Annotated in this window: 19 protein-coding genes and 1 riboswitch; of the genes, 5 read left to right on the top strand and 14 right to left on the bottom strand. The window is 40.2% G+C overall.

Going from position 1 to position 21,069, the window contains the following annotated elements:
- Positions 1-155: 155 nt before the first annotated feature.
- Positions 156-290: an anti-repressor SinI family protein gene (locus BABA_RS26400; RefSeq protein ID WP_007084502.1), complete on the bottom strand. Its 135-nt coding sequence runs from the start codon at positions 288-290 to the stop codon at positions 156-158.
- A gap of 30 nt (positions 291-320) precedes the next feature.
- A riboswitch (cyclic di-GMP riboswitch) is annotated at positions 321-412 on the bottom strand.
- A 564-nt stretch (positions 413-976) separates the two neighbouring features.
- Between BABA_RS26400 and BABA_RS07255 the strand changes: the two genes are divergently transcribed.
- Positions 977-1,177: a hypothetical protein gene (locus tag BABA_RS07255; RefSeq protein ID WP_007084501.1), complete on the top strand. Its 201-nt coding sequence runs from the start codon at positions 977-979 to the stop codon at positions 1,175-1,177.
- 36 nt (positions 1,178-1,213) lie between these two features.
- Here the strand turns inward: BABA_RS07255 and hutH are convergent, their stop codons facing one another.
- The gene (gene hutH / locus BABA_RS07250) at positions 1,214-2,731 is read right to left on the bottom strand and encodes a histidine ammonia-lyase (protein WP_007084500.1); all 1,518 of its coding nucleotides are present in this window, start codon (positions 2,729-2,731) and stop codon (positions 1,214-1,216) included.
- A gap of 474 nt (positions 2,732-3,205) precedes the next feature.
- Entirely contained in the window at positions 3,206-5,395 is a 2,190-nt protein-coding gene (locus tag BABA_RS07245) for a DNA topoisomerase III (RefSeq protein WP_007084499.1), read from the bottom strand.
- 173 nt (positions 5,396-5,568) lie between these two features.
- On the opposite strand from BABA_RS07245, the gene BABA_RS07240 reads away from it, so the two are divergent.
- The 4 genes from BABA_RS07240 (at position 5,569) to BABA_RS07225 (ending at position 9,618) form a co-directional block, all read left to right on the top strand.
- Positions 5,569-6,840: an MDR family MFS transporter gene (locus BABA_RS07240; protein ID WP_007084498.1), complete on the top strand. Its 1,272-nt coding sequence runs from the start codon at positions 5,569-5,571 to the stop codon at positions 6,838-6,840.
- Between the two features lie 334 nt (positions 6,841-7,174).
- Positions 7,175-8,407 (top strand): aminopeptidase, encoded by a 1,233-nt coding sequence (locus tag BABA_RS07235; RefSeq protein ID WP_007084497.1) that lies wholly within the window; start codon positions 7,175-7,177, stop codon positions 8,405-8,407.
- Positions 8,408-8,542: 135 nt separating this feature from the next.
- Positions 8,543-8,932 carry a large-conductance mechanosensitive channel protein MscL gene (gene mscL / locus BABA_RS07230; protein ID WP_007084496.1) on the top strand — a complete coding sequence of 130 codons (390 nt, stop codon included), beginning with the start codon at positions 8,543-8,545 and terminating at the stop codon, positions 8,930-8,932.
- A gap of 50 nt (positions 8,933-8,982) precedes the next feature.
- The gene (locus tag BABA_RS07225) at positions 8,983-9,618 is read left to right on the top strand and encodes a Bax inhibitor-1/YccA family protein (protein ID WP_007084495.1); all 636 of its coding nucleotides are present in this window, start codon (positions 8,983-8,985) and stop codon (positions 9,616-9,618) included.
- Between the two features lie 38 nt (positions 9,619-9,656).
- Here the strand turns inward: BABA_RS07225 and BABA_RS07220 are convergent, their stop codons facing one another.
- From BABA_RS07220 to BABA_RS07170, 11 genes are all read right to left on the bottom strand, one after another.
- Positions 9,657-11,378 carry an aromatic amino acid hydroxylase gene (locus BABA_RS07220; RefSeq protein ID WP_007084494.1) on the bottom strand — a complete coding sequence of 574 codons (1,722 nt, stop codon included), beginning with the start codon at positions 11,376-11,378 and terminating at the stop codon, positions 9,657-9,659.
- 45 nt (positions 11,379-11,423) lie between these two features.
- The gene (locus BABA_RS07215) at positions 11,424-11,927 is read right to left on the bottom strand and encodes an RNA polymerase sigma factor (RefSeq protein ID WP_157273135.1); all 504 of its coding nucleotides are present in this window, start codon (positions 11,925-11,927) and stop codon (positions 11,424-11,426) included.
- Between the two features lie 91 nt (positions 11,928-12,018).
- Entirely contained in the window at positions 12,019-13,353 is a 1,335-nt protein-coding gene (locus tag BABA_RS07210) for an oligosaccharide flippase family protein (RefSeq protein ID WP_007084492.1), read from the bottom strand.
- A gap of 106 nt (positions 13,354-13,459) precedes the next feature.
- Positions 13,460-15,226, bottom strand: coding sequence for an FTR1 family iron permease (locus tag BABA_RS07205; RefSeq protein ID WP_007084491.1), 1,767 nt, complete (start codon positions 15,224-15,226; stop codon positions 13,460-13,462).
- Between the two features lie 31 nt (positions 15,227-15,257).
- Positions 15,258-16,538, bottom strand: a complete 1,281-nt coding sequence (gene efeB, locus BABA_RS07200) for an iron uptake transporter deferrochelatase/peroxidase subunit (RefSeq protein ID WP_051186021.1) — start codon at positions 16,536-16,538, stop codon at positions 15,258-15,260.
- Positions 16,539-16,550: 12 nt separating this feature from the next.
- The gene (efeO, locus tag BABA_RS07195; RefSeq protein ID WP_007084489.1) at positions 16,551-17,399 is read right to left on the bottom strand and encodes an iron uptake system protein EfeO; all 849 of its coding nucleotides are present in this window, start codon (positions 17,397-17,399) and stop codon (positions 16,551-16,553) included.
- A 138-nt stretch (positions 17,400-17,537) separates the two neighbouring features.
- Entirely contained in the window at positions 17,538-18,170 is a 633-nt protein-coding gene (locus BABA_RS07190) for a response regulator transcription factor (RefSeq protein WP_007084488.1), read from the bottom strand.
- Positions 18,163-19,212: a sensor histidine kinase gene (locus BABA_RS07185; protein WP_007084487.1), complete on the bottom strand. Its 1,050-nt coding sequence runs from the start codon at positions 19,210-19,212 to the stop codon at positions 18,163-18,165. Before BABA_RS07185 ends, BABA_RS07190 begins: the two co-directional genes overlap by 8 nt.
- Complete coding sequence (liaF, locus tag BABA_RS07180; RefSeq protein WP_007084486.1) at positions 19,209-19,943, bottom strand: cell wall-active antibiotics response protein LiaF; 735 nt, start codon at positions 19,941-19,943, stop codon at positions 19,209-19,211. Before liaF ends, BABA_RS07185 begins: the two co-directional genes overlap by 4 nt.
- A 77-nt stretch (positions 19,944-20,020) precedes the next feature.
- A complete protein-coding gene (locus BABA_RS07175) occupies positions 20,021-20,665 on the bottom strand; it encodes a PspA/IM30 family protein (protein WP_007084485.1) in 645 nt (214 codons plus the stop codon).
- 23 nt (positions 20,666-20,688) lie between these two features.
- Complete coding sequence (locus BABA_RS07170; RefSeq protein ID WP_007084484.1) at positions 20,689-21,033, bottom strand: lmo0954 family membrane protein; 345 nt, start codon at positions 21,031-21,033, stop codon at positions 20,689-20,691.
- Between the last annotated feature and the right edge of the window lie 36 nt (positions 21,034-21,069).

Below are 21,069 nucleotides of genomic sequence, written 5' to 3'. Positions count from 1 at the left end.
CGAAGAGCCGGAGGCGAATCAATGTTGACTTATCGTAGGGCGGAGAGCGAAGGACACTAGCCGCTAGGGCGCTGGAGCTGGACATATCTCGAAAAGAAAAGCATTCCACAAAAAATGTCATTTTTTGTGGAATGCTTTTTAATTTCATATGTACATCAGCTTTCTTTAAAATTGTCTCGATTAAGAAAATCACGAACATCCTCAATTGATAGCCCAAGGTCTTTTGCTTCCAGTATTAGTGCCATCCATTCCTGATCGATTACATCCACTTCTCTTTCTGTAATAACCATTTTTCTCACTCCTAAAATACATATCGTATTCCAGGCAGCCCGGCCACCATAGCAAGCTAGAAACTTGCCTTAGATCCTCGGCTTTGCGTCCCTACTTTTCAACAGGTTTGCCTTTTTCTGTCACCAGTACAACTAAAGCATGACCGATTACCTTTTTCGCGGATTCTTCACTAGGCCAATTTACTTATTCAAATAAATGATATGTTCATTATATCTAGTCCTTTTATAACATGGTGTTATATTTTGTCAGTTTTGTTAATTTTCTAACTACTTTTTCTAACAAAATATCCCATAATCTAACAAAATTTCAATTTCTATGTGGACAAGTTGATAGTGCTTATAAAAAAACTAAAAAGTAGAATCTCTATGATATTTAAATTTGTCTAAATTGTGACATTTAGCATATAATATTAACAACTTATAAATGCACATAATATTACCAATATTCTAATAATGGTGGTGAAGCGCTGCTATGACTGTTGTTCATGTTTTAAACTTCTCAATTCCGATTGCGTTCATTGTGTTTGCCGGTTATTTTCTTGACAGAATGTGCAAACCTGATAAAACTGAAACAAAAGCTGGTGAAGAGTGAATGTGTCCACTCCATCACCAGCTTTTTTTATTCATTCGTAATTTTTTTTGAATGATCGGGAATGCTACAGGTGATGACGAAAGGAGTGGTACGTTTGGCACGTGGTGAACATTTTGGACATAAAAACAAGAACCATCCTGGTGATTTTCCGAAGAATAGTGTAACAGAAAAGCATACTAAAGAAGCCATTGGGGATGAAGAATTCCTAGTGACCAGGGAAGCGTTTAAAAATAGAGTCGAGGAAGACGAAGGTCGGGGAGACACTGCCCGCTTGCTGCCCGAACAGATGGAATAAAAGGCGTGATTTATTCACGCCTTTTACTTTTGCCTATCAGTATTCAATCGGCAGTGAAGCCACAAGTTTAGAAAACTCAATTGTCTTTAACCATTCTGCCGCTTTTTCGATATCCTTTGAAAAAATTCGGTCTTTCGTAATCGAAGGAACCTGTTCCCGTCCCTTTTCATAGAACATTTTTGTATGACATGCCATTTTATCCACTCCGCGAATTTCAACTGCCTGCATCGCACAAATTAGCTCAATAGCCAGCACTCTTCTGACATTCTGGATAATTTGGTAAGCATGTCTCGATCCAATTGTCCCCATACTGACATGATCCTCTTGATTAGCTGATGAAGGAATCGAATCAACGCTTGCAGGGTGGGCAAGTGTCTTATTCTCAGAAACCAATGCCGCTGCCGCATATTGCATGATCATTGCTCCAGATTGCAATCCCGGTTCAGGACTCAAGAATGGAGGCAAATCATTTAGCTGTGGATTGACTAACCTTTCAATTCGTCTCTCCGATATATTGGCTAGTTCTGCAACAGCAATTTTCATAAAATCCATGGCAAAAGCAATGGGCTGTCCGTGAAAGTTACCTCCGGAAATAACCTTTTCACCATTATCAAAAATTAACGGATTATCGGTTGCAGCATTCATTTCAATTTCTAGTTTTTCTTTTACATAATCAAGTGCTTGCCAAGAAGCACCATGTACCTGCGGGATACAACGCAGCGAATAGGCATCTTGAACTCTTATTTCCCCTTGCTGAGTGGTTAATAAACTGTCGCTTAAGTAGCGGCGGATTCTTGCAGCTGTATCAATCTGTTGTTTATAACCCCTTGCCACGTGTACTTCTTCGGTAAAAGCGTCAATAATACCGTTTAACCCTTCGATGGTCATCGAGGCAATCAGTTCACTTTCATGTGCCAGCTGCTCTGCTTCCAGATAGCCGACCACTCCCATTGCGGTCATCGCCTGGGTGCCGTTAATAAGGGCGAGACCTTCCTTAGCTTCTAATGTAACCGGGAGGATGCCTTCTTGTTGGAGCGCCTCAAGAGATTCCATTCTTTTTCCTTTATAAAAAACTTCGCCTTCACCGATTAACACTAAAGCAAGATGCGATAACGGTGCTAAATCACCGCTTGCACCAAGGGATCCTTGCTGCGGAATGACCGGAATGATATCCTTGTTAACTAATTCTAAAAGCTTTTCAATGACGAGTGGTCTAATTCCGGAATATCCTTTTAAGAGTGCGTTTGCCCTGAGGAGTACCATTGCTTTAGCCACAACCTCCGGGAAGGGTTCGCCTACACCGCATGCATGTGAGCGGATTAAATTAAGCTGCAGGTCTTGTACATGATCCTTGTCAATCAGCACATCACTAAATTTTCCAAATCCCGTCGTAATCCCATAAACTACCCGCGATTCTGATACGATTCTCTCTACAGCTTCCCGGCTTTTTTGTGCTGCCTCCATACTCTTTTCCGATGCGTTGACCTTTTTCTTGCGATATAAAACATCCTTCATTTGCTCCAATGTTAAACTATTACCTGTCAATGTGATCATATTTCTCGCTCCTCTACCACTTTAGTATAATAAAGAAAGAGGCTGGATTCCGAATCTTACTTGATTGGGAGTCCAGCCTCTTTTATAAAAATAAATGAATATTGAATGTGTTTTTGGTGATGCCTCATTGGGATCAGTCCATTCTATAAACTATTGGTTTGATAATTATTGTATGTGATGAAAAGCTTAGATGTCAACTAAATTTTCTGAATTTTAGCACGATATCACTTTAGCAGGATAATATATAAAAGGAAATTAAGCCTTTGAATTTCTTACAAAACAATTATTGGTACACTTTCTAAATCTCTTCGGGAACTTACTACATCTTTTTGAGTACTTACTACATCTTTTTCATAACTTACGACATTTGATGTATACGATTTGAATTTATGTAAATTGTAGGAAATTGTTTTTATTAAAAAGGCTACTTAAGAAGATTTTCATTCTTCTTAAATAGCCCCCTTACGTATGCTGTTAATCAAACTTCAACCCTTTTAATGCTTCTGCCAACGCATTATTCAAAGGTTCTTCTTCCTTTTCCTGGTTTTTCAAATACTTTTGTACAGTTCGTTTATCGACTTTACCGCCAGATTCCTTTTTGCGGCGTGCTTCGAAAACAGATAGTTTTTCACGATGACCGCACTTACATGCAAAGACTTGACCTTCACCTTCACCACGCAGCTCAAGTTTTTTATGGCACTTTGGACAGCGTGCGTTTGTGACGCGGGCCACATTTTTCCGATGGCCGCATTCACGGTCTTGACAAACAAGCATTTTGCCTTTTTTTCCATTCACTTCAAGCATTGGTTTGCCGCAGTCTGGACAATTCTTTGTTGAGATGTTATCGTGCTTATACTTTTTATTACTCGCTTTAATTTCAGCAACAATTTCTTTTGTGTAGTTTTTCATTTCGCGAATAAACACTTCTTTTTTCAACTTACCATGGGCAATTTGATCAAGCTTTTGTTCCCACTCACCTGTCAATGTCGGTGATTTAAGCTCTTCAGGCACTAAATCCAACAATTGACGGCCTTTCGAAGTAATATGAATGTCTTTGCCACGCTTTTCGATTAGGAATGAATTAAATAGCTTATCAATGATATCCGCGCGTGTAGCAACTGTACCAAGTCCACCCGTTGATTTTAAGGTTTCTGCCAGTTGTTTATTTTTCGTATCCATATACTTTGTTGGATTTTCCATTGCCGATAATAATGTCGCCTCATTAAACCGTGCAGGCGGCTTTGTTTGACCTGAAGTTTGGGCGATTAGTTTCACGTTTAAGGTATCACCTTTTTCAATCCGCGGTAAAATCTGTTCTTTCAGATCATCACTTTCATCGTCCTCTTCAAGTCGGTTATTATAAACCTCTTTCCAGCCAAGCGATAAAATGGTTTTTCCTCTAGCAACAAAGTTTTCCTCACCGATTTTTGCACGAAGCGTTAATTGCTCGTACTCAAATGCCGGGAATAAAACAGCTAAGAAGCGTTTCACAACCAAGTCATAAATTTTCCGTTCCTTATCCGTAAAGGCTGAAAAATTCACATATCCTTCTGTTGGAATAATGGCGTGGTGATCGGATACCTTGCTATCATCAACAAAAGATTTAGAAGCCTTGATTGGCTTTTTTAAGATTTTATTTGTTAGTACACGATATTCACCAATTCCACATGCCTTCAGACGCTCTGGTATGGTTGGGACAATATCCGATGAGATAAACCGTGAGTCTGTTCGCGGATAGGTTAGAACTTTATGCTGTTCGTACAGCTTTTGCATAATATTTAGTGTCTCTTTAGCGGAGTAACCGAATATTTTATTGGCATCCCGCTGAAGTTCTGTTAAATCATAAAGACCTGGTGAAAAAGACTTCTTCGGCTTTTTTTCAATTTCCGTTACAATCGCATTTTGCTTGCCCAATTTTTTTACAATTGCATCGAGCTTTTCTTTATCGAAGCTGCGACCATTTCCTTTTGCATCTTGCCAAGTCAACTTTAATTGGTCTGAAGTTTGGGCTTCGATGCCGTAATAGGTTTGTGCTTTGAAGTTTCTAATTTCGTCCTCACGGGCTGCAATCATCGCAACAGTAGGTGTTTGCACACGCCCGCAGTTTAGCTGGGCATTGAACCTCGTTGTTAATGCTCTTGTTGCATTAAGGCCAATATACCAGTCAGCCTCCGAACGCGCGACAGCTGAGGCATATAAATTTTCATAGGCTTTACCCGGTTTCAAGTTTGCAAAGCCGTCTTTGATCGCTTTATCCGTAACAGAGGAGATCCACAGGCGTTTAATCGGTTTATTGACCTTGGCTTTATCAATAATCCAACGGGCGACTAATTCTCCCTCTCTCCCTGCGTCTGTAGCCACGATTATTTCGCCCACATCATTTCTAATCAATTGACTTTTAACAGCTTGAAACTGTTTTCCAGTCTGCTTAATGACGGTCAATTTCAATTTCTCCGGCAGCATTGGCAGATCTTCTAAATTCCATGTTTTATATTTCACATCGTAACTTTCCGGGTCAGCAAGTGTGACTAGGTGCCCCAGTGCCCATGTAACAATATACTTATTTCCTTCAAGATACCCATTTCCTTTTTTATTACAATTAAGCACATGTGCAATATCACGTGCGACAGAAGGCTTTTCAGCAATTACAACACTTTTTACCATAATTAAAACATCCTTTCGAGTTTCCATTAGTTAAATATAGCATACGTCTCAAATGGATTCAGTAATTCCGAAAATTCCAGGCGATGAAACCTCGTTTGTCATTTTTTTCTTGTATAAAATTCCATTTGGATAGTATGATGTTATAGCAATAACTATCGAAACGAGGATATAGAATGAGGATTAGGGATTGGGATACAAATTTAAAAGTTCGCCTATTTGCGGAAACGATGATGAATATTACTTTTTGGATGTTCTTTCCGTTTTTGACGATTTATTTTGCCGAGGAATTTGGTAAAAATAAAGCTGGTTTATTATTAGTTTTTTCACAAGTTTTTTCCGTCTTAGCCAACCTAATGGGTGGATATTGTGCGGATCGATTTGGCAGAAAACGTATGATGGTGCTTTCCGCCATTGGACAAGGTCTTTCGTTTTTAAGCTTTGCATTGGCGAGTTCTCCATGGTTTCAATCGCCGTGGATAGGGTTTATTTCGTTTGCCGTCGCGGGTGTGTTCGGTTCATTTTATTGGCCAGCAAGCCAAGCCATGGTTGCAGATGTTGTGGAAGAAAAGCATCGAAGTGATGTGTTTGCAATTTTTTATACATCTATTAATATAGCAGTTGTTGTCGGGCCAATACTCGGAGCTATCTTTTATGTTCACTACCGCTTTCAGTTGTTGCTTTTTGCAGGAGCCGTTTGTATTTTACTAGGTTTGATTCTAGCGAGGTGGACGCGGGAAACCGTTCCGCTGCAAAAGCGAGATCCCCTATCGAGCGGCGGAAAATGGTATTACTTTTTACAAAACCAGCTAAGGGATTACGCGCTGATTGTAAAGGATAGAACGTTCCTCCTCTTTATTATTGCCGGTGTATTGGCCGCGCAGACATTTATGCAATTGGACTTATTAATTCCCGTTTATATTAAGGATTTTGTAAAAAATCAAACCCTGTTCACCTTTGGTGATTGGTCATTTACCGTCAAAGGCGAGCAGGCATTTGGCATTGTACTTGCGGAGAATGGCTTCCTTGTCGCCCTGCTGACTGTTTTTGTGACGAAATGGATGGGAAAATATTATGAACGAAACGTGTTTGTCCTCTCTTCCGTAGTCTACGCCATATCAATCGTGATCTTTAGTCAGACACACTGGATTTGGGGATTAATCGCGGCGATGGCAGTGTTTACCTTTGGAGAATTAATGGGTGCCGGGCTGCAGCAAAGTTTTGTTTCGAGGATTGCACCGGAACATATGCGGGGGCAATATTTTGCCGCCGCAAGCTTGCGTTATACCATTGGACGCACCATTGCCCCACTGTCGATTCCCATGACGGTTTGGATTGGCTATGGATGGACATTCTTTGTTCTCTTTCTATTAGCGCTCGTCAGTGCAGGACTATATTGGGTTATGTTTACTGTATTTGAAAAGCAAAAAACTAACGCTACAATTTAAAAAAGTTCAAATATTCGTCAATAAATTGTACTAAATTGTTCACATTTGCCTCTTTTCATATTATGATTAACCTATTAAAGGTTCCAATTATAAGGACGGTGGAATTAATGGAATTATCACAGTTCATGGCTCCAACTTCATTGTCAGGCATTATTACATTCCTTGTATTATTTTCCGCAGGTGTTTATTTTAATATAAAAGTATACGGCAGCAAGCTACAGTAAAGATGCAAATCTTTACTGTTTTTTTGTGGAGATTAAGCAGGGGTTTGTGATTTCTTTTTCCAATTAAAACCGCTACAATATAGAAAGATTCTGAAAAAGGAGATATACATATGAGTGAATTTTTAACAAAACTTGAAAAATATGCTAATCTTGCCGTAAAGGTCGGCGTGAATGTTCAACGGGGACAAACATTAGTCGTCCAGGCAACGTTAGATGCTGCAGAATTTGTTCGCCTAGTGGTCAAAAAGGCATACGAAACGGGTGCCCACAATGTCGTTGTTAACTGGAATGACGATATTGTTACGAGAACAAAGTATGAGCTAGCTCCAGATGAAGCCTTCAGCGAATATCCTATTTGGCGTGCAAAAGAAATGGAAGGTCTTGCAGACTCAGGCGCTGCCTTTATGTCGATTATTTCATCCAGTCCTGATTTGCTAAAAGGTGTGAATCCTGAAAGGATTGCCAATTTCAATAAAGCCGCAGGCAAAGCGCTGGGAAACTACCGCAAGGCGGCACAATCCGATAAGGTGAGCTGGACTGTCATTGCTGTCCCTTCGGAGGCATGGGCGGCAAAGGTATTCCCGGATGCGCCTGCTGATACACAGGTAAATATGCTGTGGGATGCCATTTTTAAAGCTGTTCGTGTGGATGTTGAAGATCCTGTTGAAGCCTGGAAGAAACATGACGAAACCCTTCATGAGAAGGTGCACTATTTAAATGAAAAGCGTTACCGGAAGCTTCATTATACAGCGCCTGGAACAGACCTAACGATCGAACTTCCTGAGAAACATCTTTGGGTTGGAGCCGGCAGTGTCAATGAAAAGGGCTTTGAATTTATGGCCAATATGCCGACAGAGGAAGTGTTCACGGTTCCACTAAAAACGGGTGTGAATGGTACGGTTGCTAGTACAAAACCGTTAAGCTACGGCGGTAATATCATTGACCGTTTTTCCGTTACGTTTGAAAACGGGAAAATTGTTGGCGTGAAAGCTGAGGAAGGCGAGGAAATCTTGAAGCGTCTCGTTGAAACGGATGAGGGTTCCCATTATCTTGGTGAAGTGGCGCTTGTTCCTTTTAATTCACCGATTTCGCAATCAAATGTTCTTTTCTTTAACACATTGTTTGATGAAAATGCATCAAACCACTTGGCAATTGGAAGTGCCTACGCTTTCTGCATCGAGGGCGGCAAAAAAATGTCCTCCGAAGAACTAGCAAAAAATGGGCTAAATGAAAGTATAACACACGTTGATTTCATGATTGGCTCTCCAGAAATGGACATCGACGGGGTCACCGCAGATGGAGCATCAGAACCGATCTTCAGAGCAGGTAATTGGGCTTTTTAACAACATTGGGTGTCAGGCACCATGTGAAAAATTCACATGGTGCCTGACACCCTTTTTCCTATGGTACTAGTAGAATTACCTACAAAAGGATATAATGTACCTTTAAATTAAGAAAAGTTTTGGAGGACTGTTTTTATGTGGAACGAATTTAAAAAGTTTGCGATGAAAGGTAACGTCATGGACTTAGCAGTCGGGGTCATTATTGGCGCAGCCTTTGGGAAAATTGTCTCTTCCCTTGTCGCAGATATTATCATGCCAATCATTGCCTTATTTATCGGAGTCGTCGACTTCAAGGATTTGCACTATAAAGAAATAAACTATGGATCATTCATTCAAACAGTTGTGGATTTCTTTATCATTGCCTTTTCTATTTTCCTTTTTGTAAAGTTCCTTACCCGCTTTAAAAAGAAGGAAGAGGCAGCACCTGCACCTGTAAAAGTCGACCGCAGTGTAGAGCTTTTAGCTGAGATTCGCGATTTATTAAAAGAAGAGAAAGAAATTTTAAGAAAAAACGAAACATCTTGACCACTTCTTCGTATATCTTAAGTAAGAAAACATTTTAGAGGTGAAGAAAATTGTATACACAAACATCAACAGAATATATGCCATCCGTTTTACGCACATTTGCTCTTTCACTTGCGATTGCCTTCCTTGGCACAATGGCAGGAGTATATGTACCGCCAAGCTTATTTTTACCTTTAGCCATTTTGGAATTTGTGATGATTCTCGCCGCTGTCTTCTTTAGACGTAAAAAAGCAATCTCATATTCATTTTTATATATTTTTACGTTCATCTCGGGAATTACGCTGTATCCAATTGTTGCCTATTATGCAGCAACAGCAGGTGCAAATGTCGTCATTATGGCTTTTGCCACCACAACGGTTGTTTTCGGCGGCATTTCCATTTATGCGGCAAAATCAAAACGGAACTTTTCTTTCTTAGGCGGTTTCTTGCTTGCTGCCCTGCTTGCAATGGTGGCGATTGGACTTTTTAATATGTTCTCTCCGCTAAGTTCTACAGCGATGCTTGCTTATTCCTTTATCGGAGTATTAGTATTCAGCGGTTATGTTCTCTTTGATATCAGCCGTATGAAACACCATGGTGTTAGAGCAGAAGACGTGCCATTAATGGCATTAAGTTTATACTTAGATTTTATTAACCTTTTCGTCAGCATCCTTCGTATTTTTGGGATTCTTAATAGCAGAGACTAATTAATCAGAAAAGAAGCTTGGATATCCAAGCTTCTTTTCTATTGGCTATTATTGATTAACGTCAAACCGCGTTGAATCATTTGTTTAACGGAGGAATCCCAGACAGTAGTCTGCAGCCTTTCCTCAATGAGGACAATTTGAGGATGATCTACATGGTTCAATTTATAAAGTTCTAAGATTTCGAGTCGAAGTAACCATTCCTTAGGATATTTTTCTTCTAAACTAACTAAGACTTGCGTTACTCTTTGTTCATCCCATTCTGACCCCTCACGCAAGCTCCGAATTTCTCCATATAAGGTTTCTAGTTCGTTCCACCCCTGTTGCTCAACTTTTTCCACTGCTTCGTCACCTGATGGAATAGCGTAGTAATTGTTAGGATCAGCTGCACCCGCAAAGACTGAAGTAACATTAGCCCCAACGGCCATATCAAATGTCCCCCAGGAGGGTTCAAACAGCAGCTTGCCCTTATACGTCACTTTACAATCTTTAAAGGAAATTAAGATGGGCTTACCATCTGCTAACAAAATACTTTTCACATTCCCCTTTACTTTTACACCACTTTGAAATTTTAATTTAGCAACCTTTTGCTCTTTGATTCCTAAATCTTGCAACTGCTCAACAGAGCAATCCTCCAGCGCAATATTCCCTTTTAAACAGCCAATTGGCGTCCCAAAGCCTTTACGATGTATTTCTTTCCCGTGTCCATCCAACTGCCTATTGTCGTGCGATAATGCAGTTGGCCCCTTCGTTCGGAAATAAATGGCTTCACCATATTTATCCTTCAAAATCGTACCCAGCGTGCCGGTTACTTGCAGCCCCGATGAAAACACCATCGTTGCCACACTATCGGTTAGCAGTGCCTTATCAAGGCTTTCCGTTCCGCCTTTTCGAAAGGCCATCTTCGCAGCAAATTGATCAACGGCGGCTACTAAATCTTCAAAGGTTTGACAAACAAATAATTGTGGCTGCGGCTTTGTCACATCATATGGGGTCTTGGTACATTCTTCAACCGAAAAGGGAATTTTTCGGACATCGTCTTTCAAACAACTTTGGCTCTCTCCAACTGACGAAAGCAAACCCGCTCCATATATTTTAGGATTGTCGAGCTCGCCGATTAATCCATATTCAACCGTCCACCAAAACAGCCTTGAAACTTGATCGGCTTCCGTTAATCCTTTTACCTTCGTTCTCGCTTCAGCAACCTGCTTTTCAGCTTCCTTTACCTCCTCTGGGGTCGAGTTAGGATCCTCCGCGACAATTGTTAAATGGCGGACTGCCATAAATACCTCCAGTTTCTCTTTACTGGAAAGTGCTTTGGCACCCATTTCACCAATTTTTTTTACAAACTCGCGATACGATTCATCCAATAAAATCGGCGCATGACCTGCTGCCTCATGAATCATATCCGGCGCAGGTGTATAGGCAATATTGTGGATGTTCCGTATTTCCGTTGCAATTGGAAGAATTCTACTAGCTAAAAAGCCATAAAATGCTGAACCGGGAATGAGTCCATCGATAGTAACAGCCCCCCAACCTACTTTTTCCAGGCTTGTATCCATGTCCTCTACCTTCGGAATGGATTCGGTCTTGATTCCCGAATCCTTTAATCCATTTACATAGGCAGGATGGGCAATATCCTTTAAAAAGTAATGATTCTGTTTCATGACAAATCGCCATACCGCATGATCAATAGGTGAATATTGTTGATAATATTGCTTTGAAATATATGGCTGTAAGTGCACAGGAATATTTCCAGTCATCTTAGACCTTCCCCTTTTCAAAGAATATTTTTTGAAAAAAGTACTTTAAGCAAGTGACAGCATTTTTGGCCGTAATCGTTCCTTCGCCCGTCTCATTCTCGTTTTGATAGTTGACATGGGCAAATTGCTTTTCGTAGCAATTTCAAGAAGAGTTAAATCTTTATAGTAATAGAGATAAATAGGATAACGATAAATCTCTGGTAAGGTCATCACCTTTTCAGCCAGTTGTTCCGCATGAAATTTATGTAAGATTTCCTCTTCAGGAATGGATGTTGGTTCGCATGCGGCTGAGTAGGAATAAACCTCTTCCTTCCAAAATTGCTTCGACTTATTTTCTTTCCGCCAGTAATCACGGCATTTATTAACTGCAATCGTAAACAGCCAGCTTTTGTATTTAGACTGCTCCTTAATGGAAGGATATGCTAAATAAGCGGAGAGTAATACCTCTTGATAAAGATCCTCTGCCAACTCTTTATGACTGACCAACGAAAAAATATATTTATATATAGCTATTCCATATTCATGGACTAAATCTTCAAATGTGTTCATTTTCCTAAGTCCTCTCCTTCTGTAAAAATAGCCTTCATACCAATAGACGGAAAGGACAGCTTCAACCCCTACACTCCCTTCTGAAAGTTTTTTATCGCTCACTTGCTTTTGGGATTGCACCTTTCAGGAAAATCGAAACGCCAATCTTCTTACAGACCGTTAAATAGTGCATCATCGCTAATAAAACTGACCCCGTATTCATTCCAATAATGACCCCATTCATTTGCCACCCCTCTGAGGAGCCCAACCAGAGAATGAGTCCAAAACTGATAAACGTTGACCAGATGATATGGATAAAGCATTCTTTGATCAAATCGAGACCAATTAAAAATGCCTGCAATGGCATGATGAAAAAATGAAATAAGAAGAACGGCCACAGCAGCTGTAGAAAAATAGCTGATAGCTCTGATTTGAAAAACAGAGACGTTAATTGCGGTGCAAATAGGTAGAACATAGTCACAGCCACAATACCATAAAGAAGAGTCAGCTTCATCACCTGCTGAAGCATCTTTTGTAAGGTTGGATAATCCTTTTGCGAATGGGTTTTCGATACACCCGGTATGAGGACAATCATTAACGAGTGAGCAATAAAGGCTGGGAAGAACCCGATTGATACCGCTACACCCATTAACATTCCAAATTGCTCTGTAGCGAGAGTAGCGGTCATACCGGAATGAACGAGAGCCGCCTTAATGACAAACGGCTGAATCGCACCGGTGAAAGCAGAAAATAATCGTAAGCCTGTCGTCGGAATGGAAACCGCCATTAAGTTTTTACGAACGACTTTTTTATTGATATTGGAGAAAGGCTGACGTTTCAACTGCTGAAATTGGATGATAAACATATAAACTAAATATAGAAACACCACAATTTCACTGCCAATCAGTGTGCCAATCGCAATTAACAACGATGATTCCGCATTAAATGCAAACAAGCGGAACAGGAAGAATAACCCGCCAAGCTGAATGACTTTTCGTAAAAAATTGGAGACGGCAATTTTCCCCATCTGCTGCAGCCCCATAAAATAGCCCCTGGCAACAGAAGTGAAGGCAATCACCGGAATGAGAATCATTACAAGCCATCTCACATACGGATGATACGTATTAAATACCGGAATAAACGGGATAACCGCTACGGCTACCAAAAATAGAATACTGGTAAAAATAATCGTTATTGTTAGCGCATGATAAAGGATATTTCGGTGGTAGCGTTCCTCTTTTTCCGCAATGAATTTAGAAATCGATACAGGCAGCTCAAAACTGGACAATAGCACAATTAAAAAGATGGTTGGCAAAATGGACATATATAGCCCTAATCCATGTGATCCCAGCTCCCTAGCAAGAATCATATTCACCAATACTTCAATTCCTTCCCCTAAAAAAGCAGCAGCAGCTAAAAAGAAAATTCCTTTATAGTAAATAGCCAATTTTATAATCTCCTTTTTTTCATCTCTATAATTAACTTATGAGACAAGTTCTTTGAATAGTAGGAGATTTTTTTTCACGAAAAAAGGGCTTTTCAAATAGCCCTTTTTAAACATTTTTTGTGATGAATTGTTTACCCGAATTTCTTTTAACCAGGTACGTCATGAACATAATTACGGCCAGTAACCCCAATTGGCTAATCGTGGTTTCCCATGTCGGATACAGCCCAAGCCAATCAATGAACGGTAAGTTTTCAACCGTCGAAGTTGGAAGCACATTCGAAATCTGCAAAGCATGGATGCTGATTCCTAAAATCTTAAAGGCCAAGAAGTAAATTAACAGGGTAGCCACTTTAAAAAATAGGCGGATTGGAATTTTCACACTGTATTTAATAATGAGGAAGCCCACGATTACTAAAATACCAATGGCTAAAAGGATTCCCGCCGTAAGCTGCATTAAACTGATATAGGGGGTAATACCTGTATAAAAAATAATCGTCTCAGCACCTTCACGAAAAACAGACAGAAAACTTATGAAGCCGAAGGAAAGAAGGCTTCCTTTGGCAATTGCCTGCTGCATTTGCTGATTAATGTATTTATTCCAGTTGCCAATACTCGATTTATTATGGAGCCAAGCCCCCACTGTCAGCATCATGACAACAGCGGCAACACCGGTTAATCCTTCAATATATTCCCTGCTTGAAGCGGCAGTTATTTGTGAGAAAACAATGTTGATGATGACAGCCAGAACTGCACTTGCTAATAAACCGGCAATTACCCCTGACCAAATCCACTTTTGTTTCGATGATTGGCCCATTTTTTTCAAAAAGGCAATTAATGTTACGATAATTAATAGCCCCTCTAATCCTTCACGTAATAAAATAAGGGCGGCATCCCATAAGGAATAATTGGTTTTACTCATTAACGGCGCAAGACGTGTATTCAGTTCAGTTACCAGATTTGAAGCTTTTTCTGCTTTTATGTTTTTAGAATTTAGGATACTGATAGCAGTAGGAATTTTCGTTTCAATATCACTATATAGCTTGCTATCTTTGGTAGAAACATCGCCTTCCACCATTGGCCAGATGGTAAGCAGTTCATTTAATTGGCTGCTGGCGCCTTGATAATCCTTTTCTGAGATTTGCTTTTCGGCTTGGCTTAACAGGTTCGATACATCGGTAAGAGAATAGTTTCCTTCAAGCTGTTTCGAAGTTTTTCCCGCTAAGTAGTTTTCTACTTCTGTTGTTAATTGTTCCGCATTTTGCTCGGCCTTTTCAAGATCGGCTGGCTCCTGGGTAATCGCAATTCGAATAAGCGCCGTGTGTTTTTCAATATTTCCGTAAGCGGCAATGCTCTCATCATGGACGATTTTTTCAGAGGCAGTCCACTCGTTCAATAATGTTTGGTATTGACCTTTTAAACTAGTAGTATCTCCTTTTTCAATCGATGCTTTCAAATTGTTGATGAGCGGAAGTAACTTTTTTACCTGTTCTTTTCCTTTGGCCTTATCAGCCGGATTTTGTTCCTGTTCATATTGCACGACTGCACTTGAAAGGGACGAAAGGCTTTTTGAAAGTTGCTCTTTTTCCGCATTACCCTCGGCTAGTACCTTTTGAACCTCTTTAAGTTGCTGGTCAACCTTTTTTGATTGTTTGCTGTCAGCTTTCTTTATTGCCAACCATTCATTAGCAAATTGCTCCATATTTTCAGCAACAACAGCCTTATCTCCAGCTTTCGCTTTCATTAGGCTATCGCCAATCAAAACGAATAATTCATCATGATTTTCTGCGGCTGACGCCGAAGGTATGGCTTGGAACAATAGCAAAAATGAAGTTAGAAATAATATTTGCTGACATATCTTCGTTAATCGTGGCATCTATCTCTCTCCTCTGTAAAAAGGGAAACCGTTAGTTAAAAAGTGTCTCTCCTATAAATCCGCCTTGTTTTGCTCCCGGTAAACAAGCAAAAATAGCACTTCCTCTGTGTGATGTATATTCATTTAGTTTATCCATTTTAGCTAACCTATTTTGGATGGGAATAAATTGTTTACTCGGTGTCCGCTGGAAGCATAGGAATAGCAAGCCTGCATCAAAGCTTCCTGTTTTCATATCCATACCGTCAGAATAGGAATAGGCCCGGCGCAGAATTTTTTGAGAACCATCTCCATGTGACTGCCTCGTATGTGAATCAACAGGAATGCTGTATTCACCTTGTTCATTTTTCTTCTCTAAATCTAATCGCTCAAATTCATCTTTTTGTCCTAATGGCGCACCGCTGTCACGGTATCTTCCAAATGTGTTTTCTTGTTCCCTTAAATTCGTCCTGTCCCAAACCTCGATAAACATTTGAATCCGGCGGACAACGAGATAGCTGCCATTAACGAGCCAATTAGGGCCATCTCCCGGCTGCACCCAGACAGTCTCGTTCATTTGTTTTTCGCTGTTTACATCCGGATTAGCAGTCCCGTCCTTGAATCCAAAGAGATTCCTCGGCGTTTCATTTTTCGGATCTGACTGTTTGGTTCGCTGAAATCCTGTTTGTGCCCAGTGCAATGCCGCTTTACCTCTGGCAATTCGAATCAAGTTTCTTACCGCGTGGAATGCCACTTGCAAATCATCTGCACATGCTTGGATACAAATATCGCCACCAGTCCATGCCTCTTCTAATGCATCAAGTGGAAATTTAGGAAGATCGACTAATTCCTTTGACTGCTTTTGTTTTAGTCCAAAGCGATCCTGATTGTCTTTCACAAAAAGACTGGGGCCAACACCAAAGGTAATTGTTAAATTAGATGGTGATAAACCCGCCGCTTCACCTGTATCCTTTGGCGGGAGAAATTCATTGCTTGAAAGCGGACCAACAGCCTTTCCTTCTGTTAACAATGCTGCCGCCTTCGTCCAATCCTTGAATAGCTTCACTAGTTCCTCTTTTTTGGAGGTTGTCACATCTAAGGAAACAAAATAAATATGATTCTGAGTTTTTGTAGTGATTCCACCTTGGTGTTTGTCATAAAATGGTATGATTTCCTTCGTTTCCGAGGAGGCCGCTTTCCCTTCTTTAAGTGAAAGTAATCCCCCGAGTCCCGATGCACCAAGGATCACACCTACACCGCCGACACCGGCAGTTTTTAGGATATTTCTCCTTGAAATTTTTGTGCCATTCAGTGTTGAATCTTCTGGGGTGTTCATTTTCTTTGTCAATTAAGACGCCTCCGTTACCATTCCAATTTGTGATAGAGGTTCTGCTAGTGCATCAATTGCTTGGCTAAGCTCCTTCACTTGTTCCTTTGTTAATTCTGTATAAACCTTGTAGCCGGCACCATCTTTATGCTTGTTTAGCAAACTATAAATCTCATCAAAACGGGTCTGAATTTCCTTAGAAAGCTCTTTATCTTTTTTCTTTAATTCTGGATTTAACAACTGATAAATTTTTTCTGCGCCCTCTACGTTTGCTGCGAAATCATATAAATCCGTATGGGAATAACGATCCTCTTCACCCGTCACTTTAGAAGTTGATACCTCATTTAAGAGATCCACTGCCCCTGTGATTAACAAATCCGGTGTAACTTCAACCGTATCTACCTTCGCTCTTAAAAGATTTACATCTTTCATCAGCTGGTCAGCATATTGTTCATATCCCTTTGTTGTGTTTTCAATCCATAATCCCTTTTCGATCCGGTGGTAGCCGCCCCATTCTGCTTCAGGGACATCACCTTCGCGGGCATCAATTTTCGGATCAAGATCGCCGAAAACTTCTGCGATTGGTTCTGCCCGCTCATAGTACATCCGTGCCGGTCCATAAAGCGCCTTGGCTTGCTCGATATCCCCATTCTTCACTGCAGTTGTAAATGCTTCTGTTGCTTTTACAAACTCCTCAATTTCACCAATGGCATACGTACGGTATTCATCTGTTATCCCTTTAAGTGCTTCTGATACCGAATTCTTTGCCTCTTTCGCCTTTTCTGTTGATGCCGCTTTATCTGTATTGGAACATCCAAATAAAAGACTGCTAGATAATAATAAAATTCCAGATACTTTAAATAGTTTCATATGTATTTAGTTCCCCCAATTAGGTTATTATTGATAATGATTTTCATTATCTATAATAACAGTAATTGAGAAGGATTTTCAATTACTTTTAAAAAAAATAAAAACCTTCCTAATTTTCGTATGGAAGGTTCAAAGGGTTTATTTTATTAACGAATGTTTAAACGCATAGATCACCGCTTGTGTGCGGTCTTGGACGCTTAGCTTGCTTAAAATATTGCTTACATGGGTTTTGACGGTTTTCAGAGCGATGAATAATTCGTCGGCAATGTCCTGGTTGGTTTTGCCCTGGGCCATTAGGAGTAATATTTCCAGTTCTCTGCTTGTTAGATCTTCATGTGGCAGATGTGTATTCTTTTGGCGCATTTTCACCATCATTTTTCCAGTCACTTCCGGTTCAAGGACGGATTGCCCATGGTATGTAGCGCGGACAGCGTTGGCGATTTCACCTGCTTTAGACGTTTTCAGCATATAGCTGGTTGCTCCGGCTTCAAGCGCAGGATAGACCTTTTCATCATCCAAAAAGCTTGTTACGATTATGACCTTTGCTTCAGGCCATTGTTCAATAATCTGCCTTGTTGCTTCAATCCCATCCATTTCCTTCATCACTAAGTCCATGAGAATGATATCAGGACGAAGTTCAAGTACAAGTTCTACCCCTTTTCTTCCATCAGCCGCTTCCCCTACAACCTCTATATCCGGCTGCGCCGATAAATAGGAGGACACACCAATCCTCACCATCTCATGGTCATCAACAAATACGACTCTAATCATTGGCACCCTCTCCATTAATCATCACCGGAACTTTCACTTCCAGCCTTGTTCCTTTATTTTTAACACTAATTACCTTTAATGTACCGCCTACTTCAACAGCGCGCTCGTGCATATTTTGCATCCCGTAGGAACCCGCTTTCATTTCATTTACCTCAAAGCCAATCCCATCATCGACAATCCTTAAGATGACAAGATCATCCCGTTTAACCATAAGCACCTCGAGCTTATTTGCCTTCGAATGCCTTAAGGTATTTGAGACGGACTCTTGCAAAATACGGAAAAGATGATCTTCTACCCCTTTATCTAACGGAAAAGCTTCGACCTTCCATTTTATATCCATAGTTACCTTTTGAGATAATTCGATTAACAGCTCTTCAATTCCTTCTTGCAGCGTTTTATTCTTTAAGGCAACCGGACGTAAGTGTAAAAGCAATGCCCGCATTTCAAGCTGGGATTGGTGAATCATCTCTTCTACTAGCTTTAATTGTTTGGCTTCACAATCATTCTCTGACTGCCCTCTAGTTTCATTAATTGCTGACATCATCATCGATGCGGCAAATAATTGCTGGCTCACAGAATCATGCAGCTCACGAGCGAGACGGTTCCGTTCCTGCTCGATAATTTCTTGAATTCTTGCTTCTTGATCCTCTACCTTTTCCGTTGCTAAACGTTGTGAGAGCTTCGCCTGTTCTGACATTTGTTTGCCAATTTTATCAATCCGCTCGGCAATCACTTGCATTTCCGTGACGGGAGGCTTCTCTTTCACTTCCAACTGCCGTCCTTCTTCTAATTGATGCAAAGAGTGTTCAATTGAGAGAAATTGTTTTCGCCAAAAAAAGCCTTGTGCCCCACCCAATAGAATTCCTATTGCAATGCTAAAAGCGGGAACAAAAATAATAATTGGAATATCCATGAAATGCTCATTCCATAATTCTGACCAGTTGTTTAATGGGAACACAAAAATAAAGACTACTCCAATAACAATCGCGATGAGGAAGGCGAAGCCGACGCTCCAGACAATTTGACGCCCCGTCGTACTCATATCCGGCTCACCTCTAAATTTCCCACAACGAGTGAAGTGAAAATCTTCACTTTTTGTTCTGATTGGTCATAGCCTGGTGTTTTCAACTGGAACACCTGATTAAATATCTTTGATTCATGATTTCCAAACACCGTTGTCGATCCTACCACACCAGAATGATGGATACTAACATCAATCTCATATGGGACAAGAATCTGGATATTGCCAATGATATTTCGAATAAAAATCACTGTTTCCCCTTTTGGCAGCATCGTAAAACTGAGATCAATGATGGTATCACCAATCCCCGTTTGAATGTTGATATCCTTCCAATCATAAACACTAACAGGCGTTTTTTGTTGCCCTATGAAAATATTGCCAAACAACGGTTCCGATTTAATCAAGGTTTCTTCTTGCTGAGCTGGTTCTGGCACGACTACATCAGGTGAAATCTTTTGGGGCTGCTTTTTAGAAGTTAAAAACTGAATGAAAAAGTGCAGTAATATGGCTAACAATAAAAATTTGAACGTCATCATATTAACGATGCTGAGAACAAAGAAAATAATCCCGCCGATAAAAAGGAGTTTCCCTAATTTTTTCCCTGTCTTTTTACGGCCAAGATAAATCATTCCGCCTGAAATAAAAAGAGAGAATATAAGCCCTCTGTTAAAAAATAAAATCTCTAGGAGCAGAATGACAATACCGATTATAACCAGCCATCCAACGTAATCATTTTTTGTATTTTTAAACATCGGCCCACCCTCCCTTTAATTTTTTTATTGCCAAAAAGGCGTACAAACCACGCCTTTTTAGCATACCATATTTGTTATTAAATGGACTTGCTTTCTTCTAATTTCATTTCTTTTTCTATTTGGGCAATCCTGGAATCAATGGTATTGCGGTAAAAAGAGCTGTTCACTTGATGCTCTAAGCGATCCAGGTAGTTTTCAATATCCTTAAATTTTGAGTAGGATTTGTCTGAATACGTATTGGAATCAAGCACTTGGTTGATCCGAATGTTGGCACGCGTGACATTTTCACGGCCCATCAAATCCATCCGGCGAAGATGCATATCTTTTAGTTTGTGCTTCATTTCTTCATATTTTCTTTCTAAATCCCCAAGCTGCTCTATTACCTGTTCAAGCGATGCACTTAAACGGCTGGCGCGGTCTGCATATTGCTGATGTTCCGCTGAAGCGAATTGATAAAGCTCTGTTTCCCCCGCTTTAGAAGCAACTTCTGCTTGATACTTTCTTTTTTCAGCTAATTCCATTGCTTGATGATATTCTCTCGTAAATTCATCCTTCAATGTATATTGACGTTCTAATAGCTTCCTTACCTTCTCTGTTTCCTGCTCACATTGGCGAAGGTATTGATTAAGTAAGGCAATTGGATTTTTCTTTTCTTTTTGATCCATTGCCTCGTGCAGATCCGCTGTAATCGTGTTTTTTAGTCGTGTAAATAAGTTTGTCATGGTTATTCTCTCCTTTTATTTTACTAATTTTTTAATTCATTCCATTGTTTTTCAAAATTGATAAATGGGTCAGATTCTTCCTTGATTTTCGTGTGTTTGTTCTCGTTCCATTTTTTATAAACCAGGTAAAGCACATAAGCTGCTGCAACACCAATAATCGCTGGTGCGTTATGGATAGAGGCCATGAGAACTATGAAACCGATGATCCCAAGACCAATTTTCCCGCCTGTAGATTCAGCTTTTAAAAATTGTTTGAAGATGAAATACAGGAGCACTAGGCTGACAAGTAACCCCACCATTGGGCCAATTGTTGAAAGTAAGATGACAGCTGCAATACCTCCAGCTACAAGTAAACCAAATTTTTTCATTTTGTTTTTCACTCCTTTCTTTTCTTGATTTCATCT

Origin of the sequence: Neobacillus bataviensis LMG 21833, assembly GCF_000307875.1 — a bacterium.
Taxonomy (GTDB): Bacteria; Bacillota; Bacilli; order Bacillales; family Cytobacillaceae; genus Neobacillus; species Neobacillus bataviensis.
The sequence above is the reverse complement of the archived record's forward strand: the minus strand, read 5'-3'. Positions and strand labels throughout refer to the sequence as shown.

What these genes read in the sequence shown, in the direction of transcription:
- BABA_RS07185 (WP_007084487.1), bottom strand. Translation starts at nt 19,212, where the DNA reads ATGAGTACGACGGGGCGTCAAATTGTCTGGAGCGTCGGCTTCGCCTTC.
- BABA_RS07190 (WP_007084488.1), bottom strand. Translation starts at nt 18,170, where the DNA reads ATGATTAGAGTCGTATTTGTTGATGACCATGAGATGGTGAGGATTGGT.
- BABA_RS07175 (WP_007084485.1), bottom strand. Translation starts at nt 20,665, where the DNA reads ATGACAAACTTATTTACACGACTAAAAAACACGATTACAGCGGATCTG.
- BABA_RS07220 (WP_007084494.1), bottom strand. Translation starts at nt 11,378, where the DNA reads ATGACTGGAAATATTCCTGTGCACTTACAGCCATATATTTCAAAGCAA.
- mscL (WP_007084496.1), top strand. Translation starts at nt 8,543, where the DNA reads ATGTGGAACGAATTTAAAAAGTTTGCGATGAAAGGTAACGTCATGGAC.
- BABA_RS07245 (WP_007084499.1), bottom strand. Translation starts at nt 5,395, where the DNA reads ATGGTAAAAAGTGTTGTAATTGCTGAAAAGCCTTCTGTCGCACGTGAT.
- BABA_RS07240 (WP_007084498.1), top strand. Translation starts at nt 5,569, where the DNA reads ATGAGGATTAGGGATTGGGATACAAATTTAAAAGTTCGCCTATTTGCG.
- BABA_RS07205 (WP_007084491.1), bottom strand. Translation starts at nt 15,226, where the DNA reads ATGCCACGATTAACGAAGATATGTCAGCAAATATTATTTCTAACTTCA.
- BABA_RS07215 (WP_157273135.1), bottom strand. Translation starts at nt 11,927, where the DNA reads ATGAACACATTTGAAGATTTAGTCCATGAATATGGAATAGCTATATAT.
- BABA_RS26400 (WP_007084502.1), bottom strand. Translation starts at nt 290, where the DNA reads ATGGTTATTACAGAAAGAGAAGTGGATGTAATCGATCAGGAATGGATG.
- efeB (WP_051186021.1), bottom strand. Translation starts at nt 16,538, where the DNA reads ATGAACACCCCAGAAGATTCAACACTGAATGGCACAAAAATTTCAAGG.
- liaF (WP_007084486.1), bottom strand. Translation starts at nt 19,943, where the DNA reads ATGTTTAAAAATACAAAAAATGATTACGTTGGATGGCTGGTTATAATC.
- BABA_RS07235 (WP_007084497.1), top strand. Translation starts at nt 7,175, where the DNA reads ATGAGTGAATTTTTAACAAAACTTGAAAAATATGCTAATCTTGCCGTA.
- BABA_RS07170 (WP_007084484.1), bottom strand. Translation starts at nt 21,033, where the DNA reads ATGAAAAAATTTGGTTTACTTGTAGCTGGAGGTATTGCAGCTGTCATC.
- hutH (WP_007084500.1), bottom strand. Translation starts at nt 2,731, where the DNA reads ATGATCACATTGACAGGTAATAGTTTAACATTGGAGCAAATGAAGGAT.
- efeO (WP_007084489.1), bottom strand. Translation starts at nt 17,399, where the DNA reads ATGAAACTATTTAAAGTATCTGGAATTTTATTATTATCTAGCAGTCTT.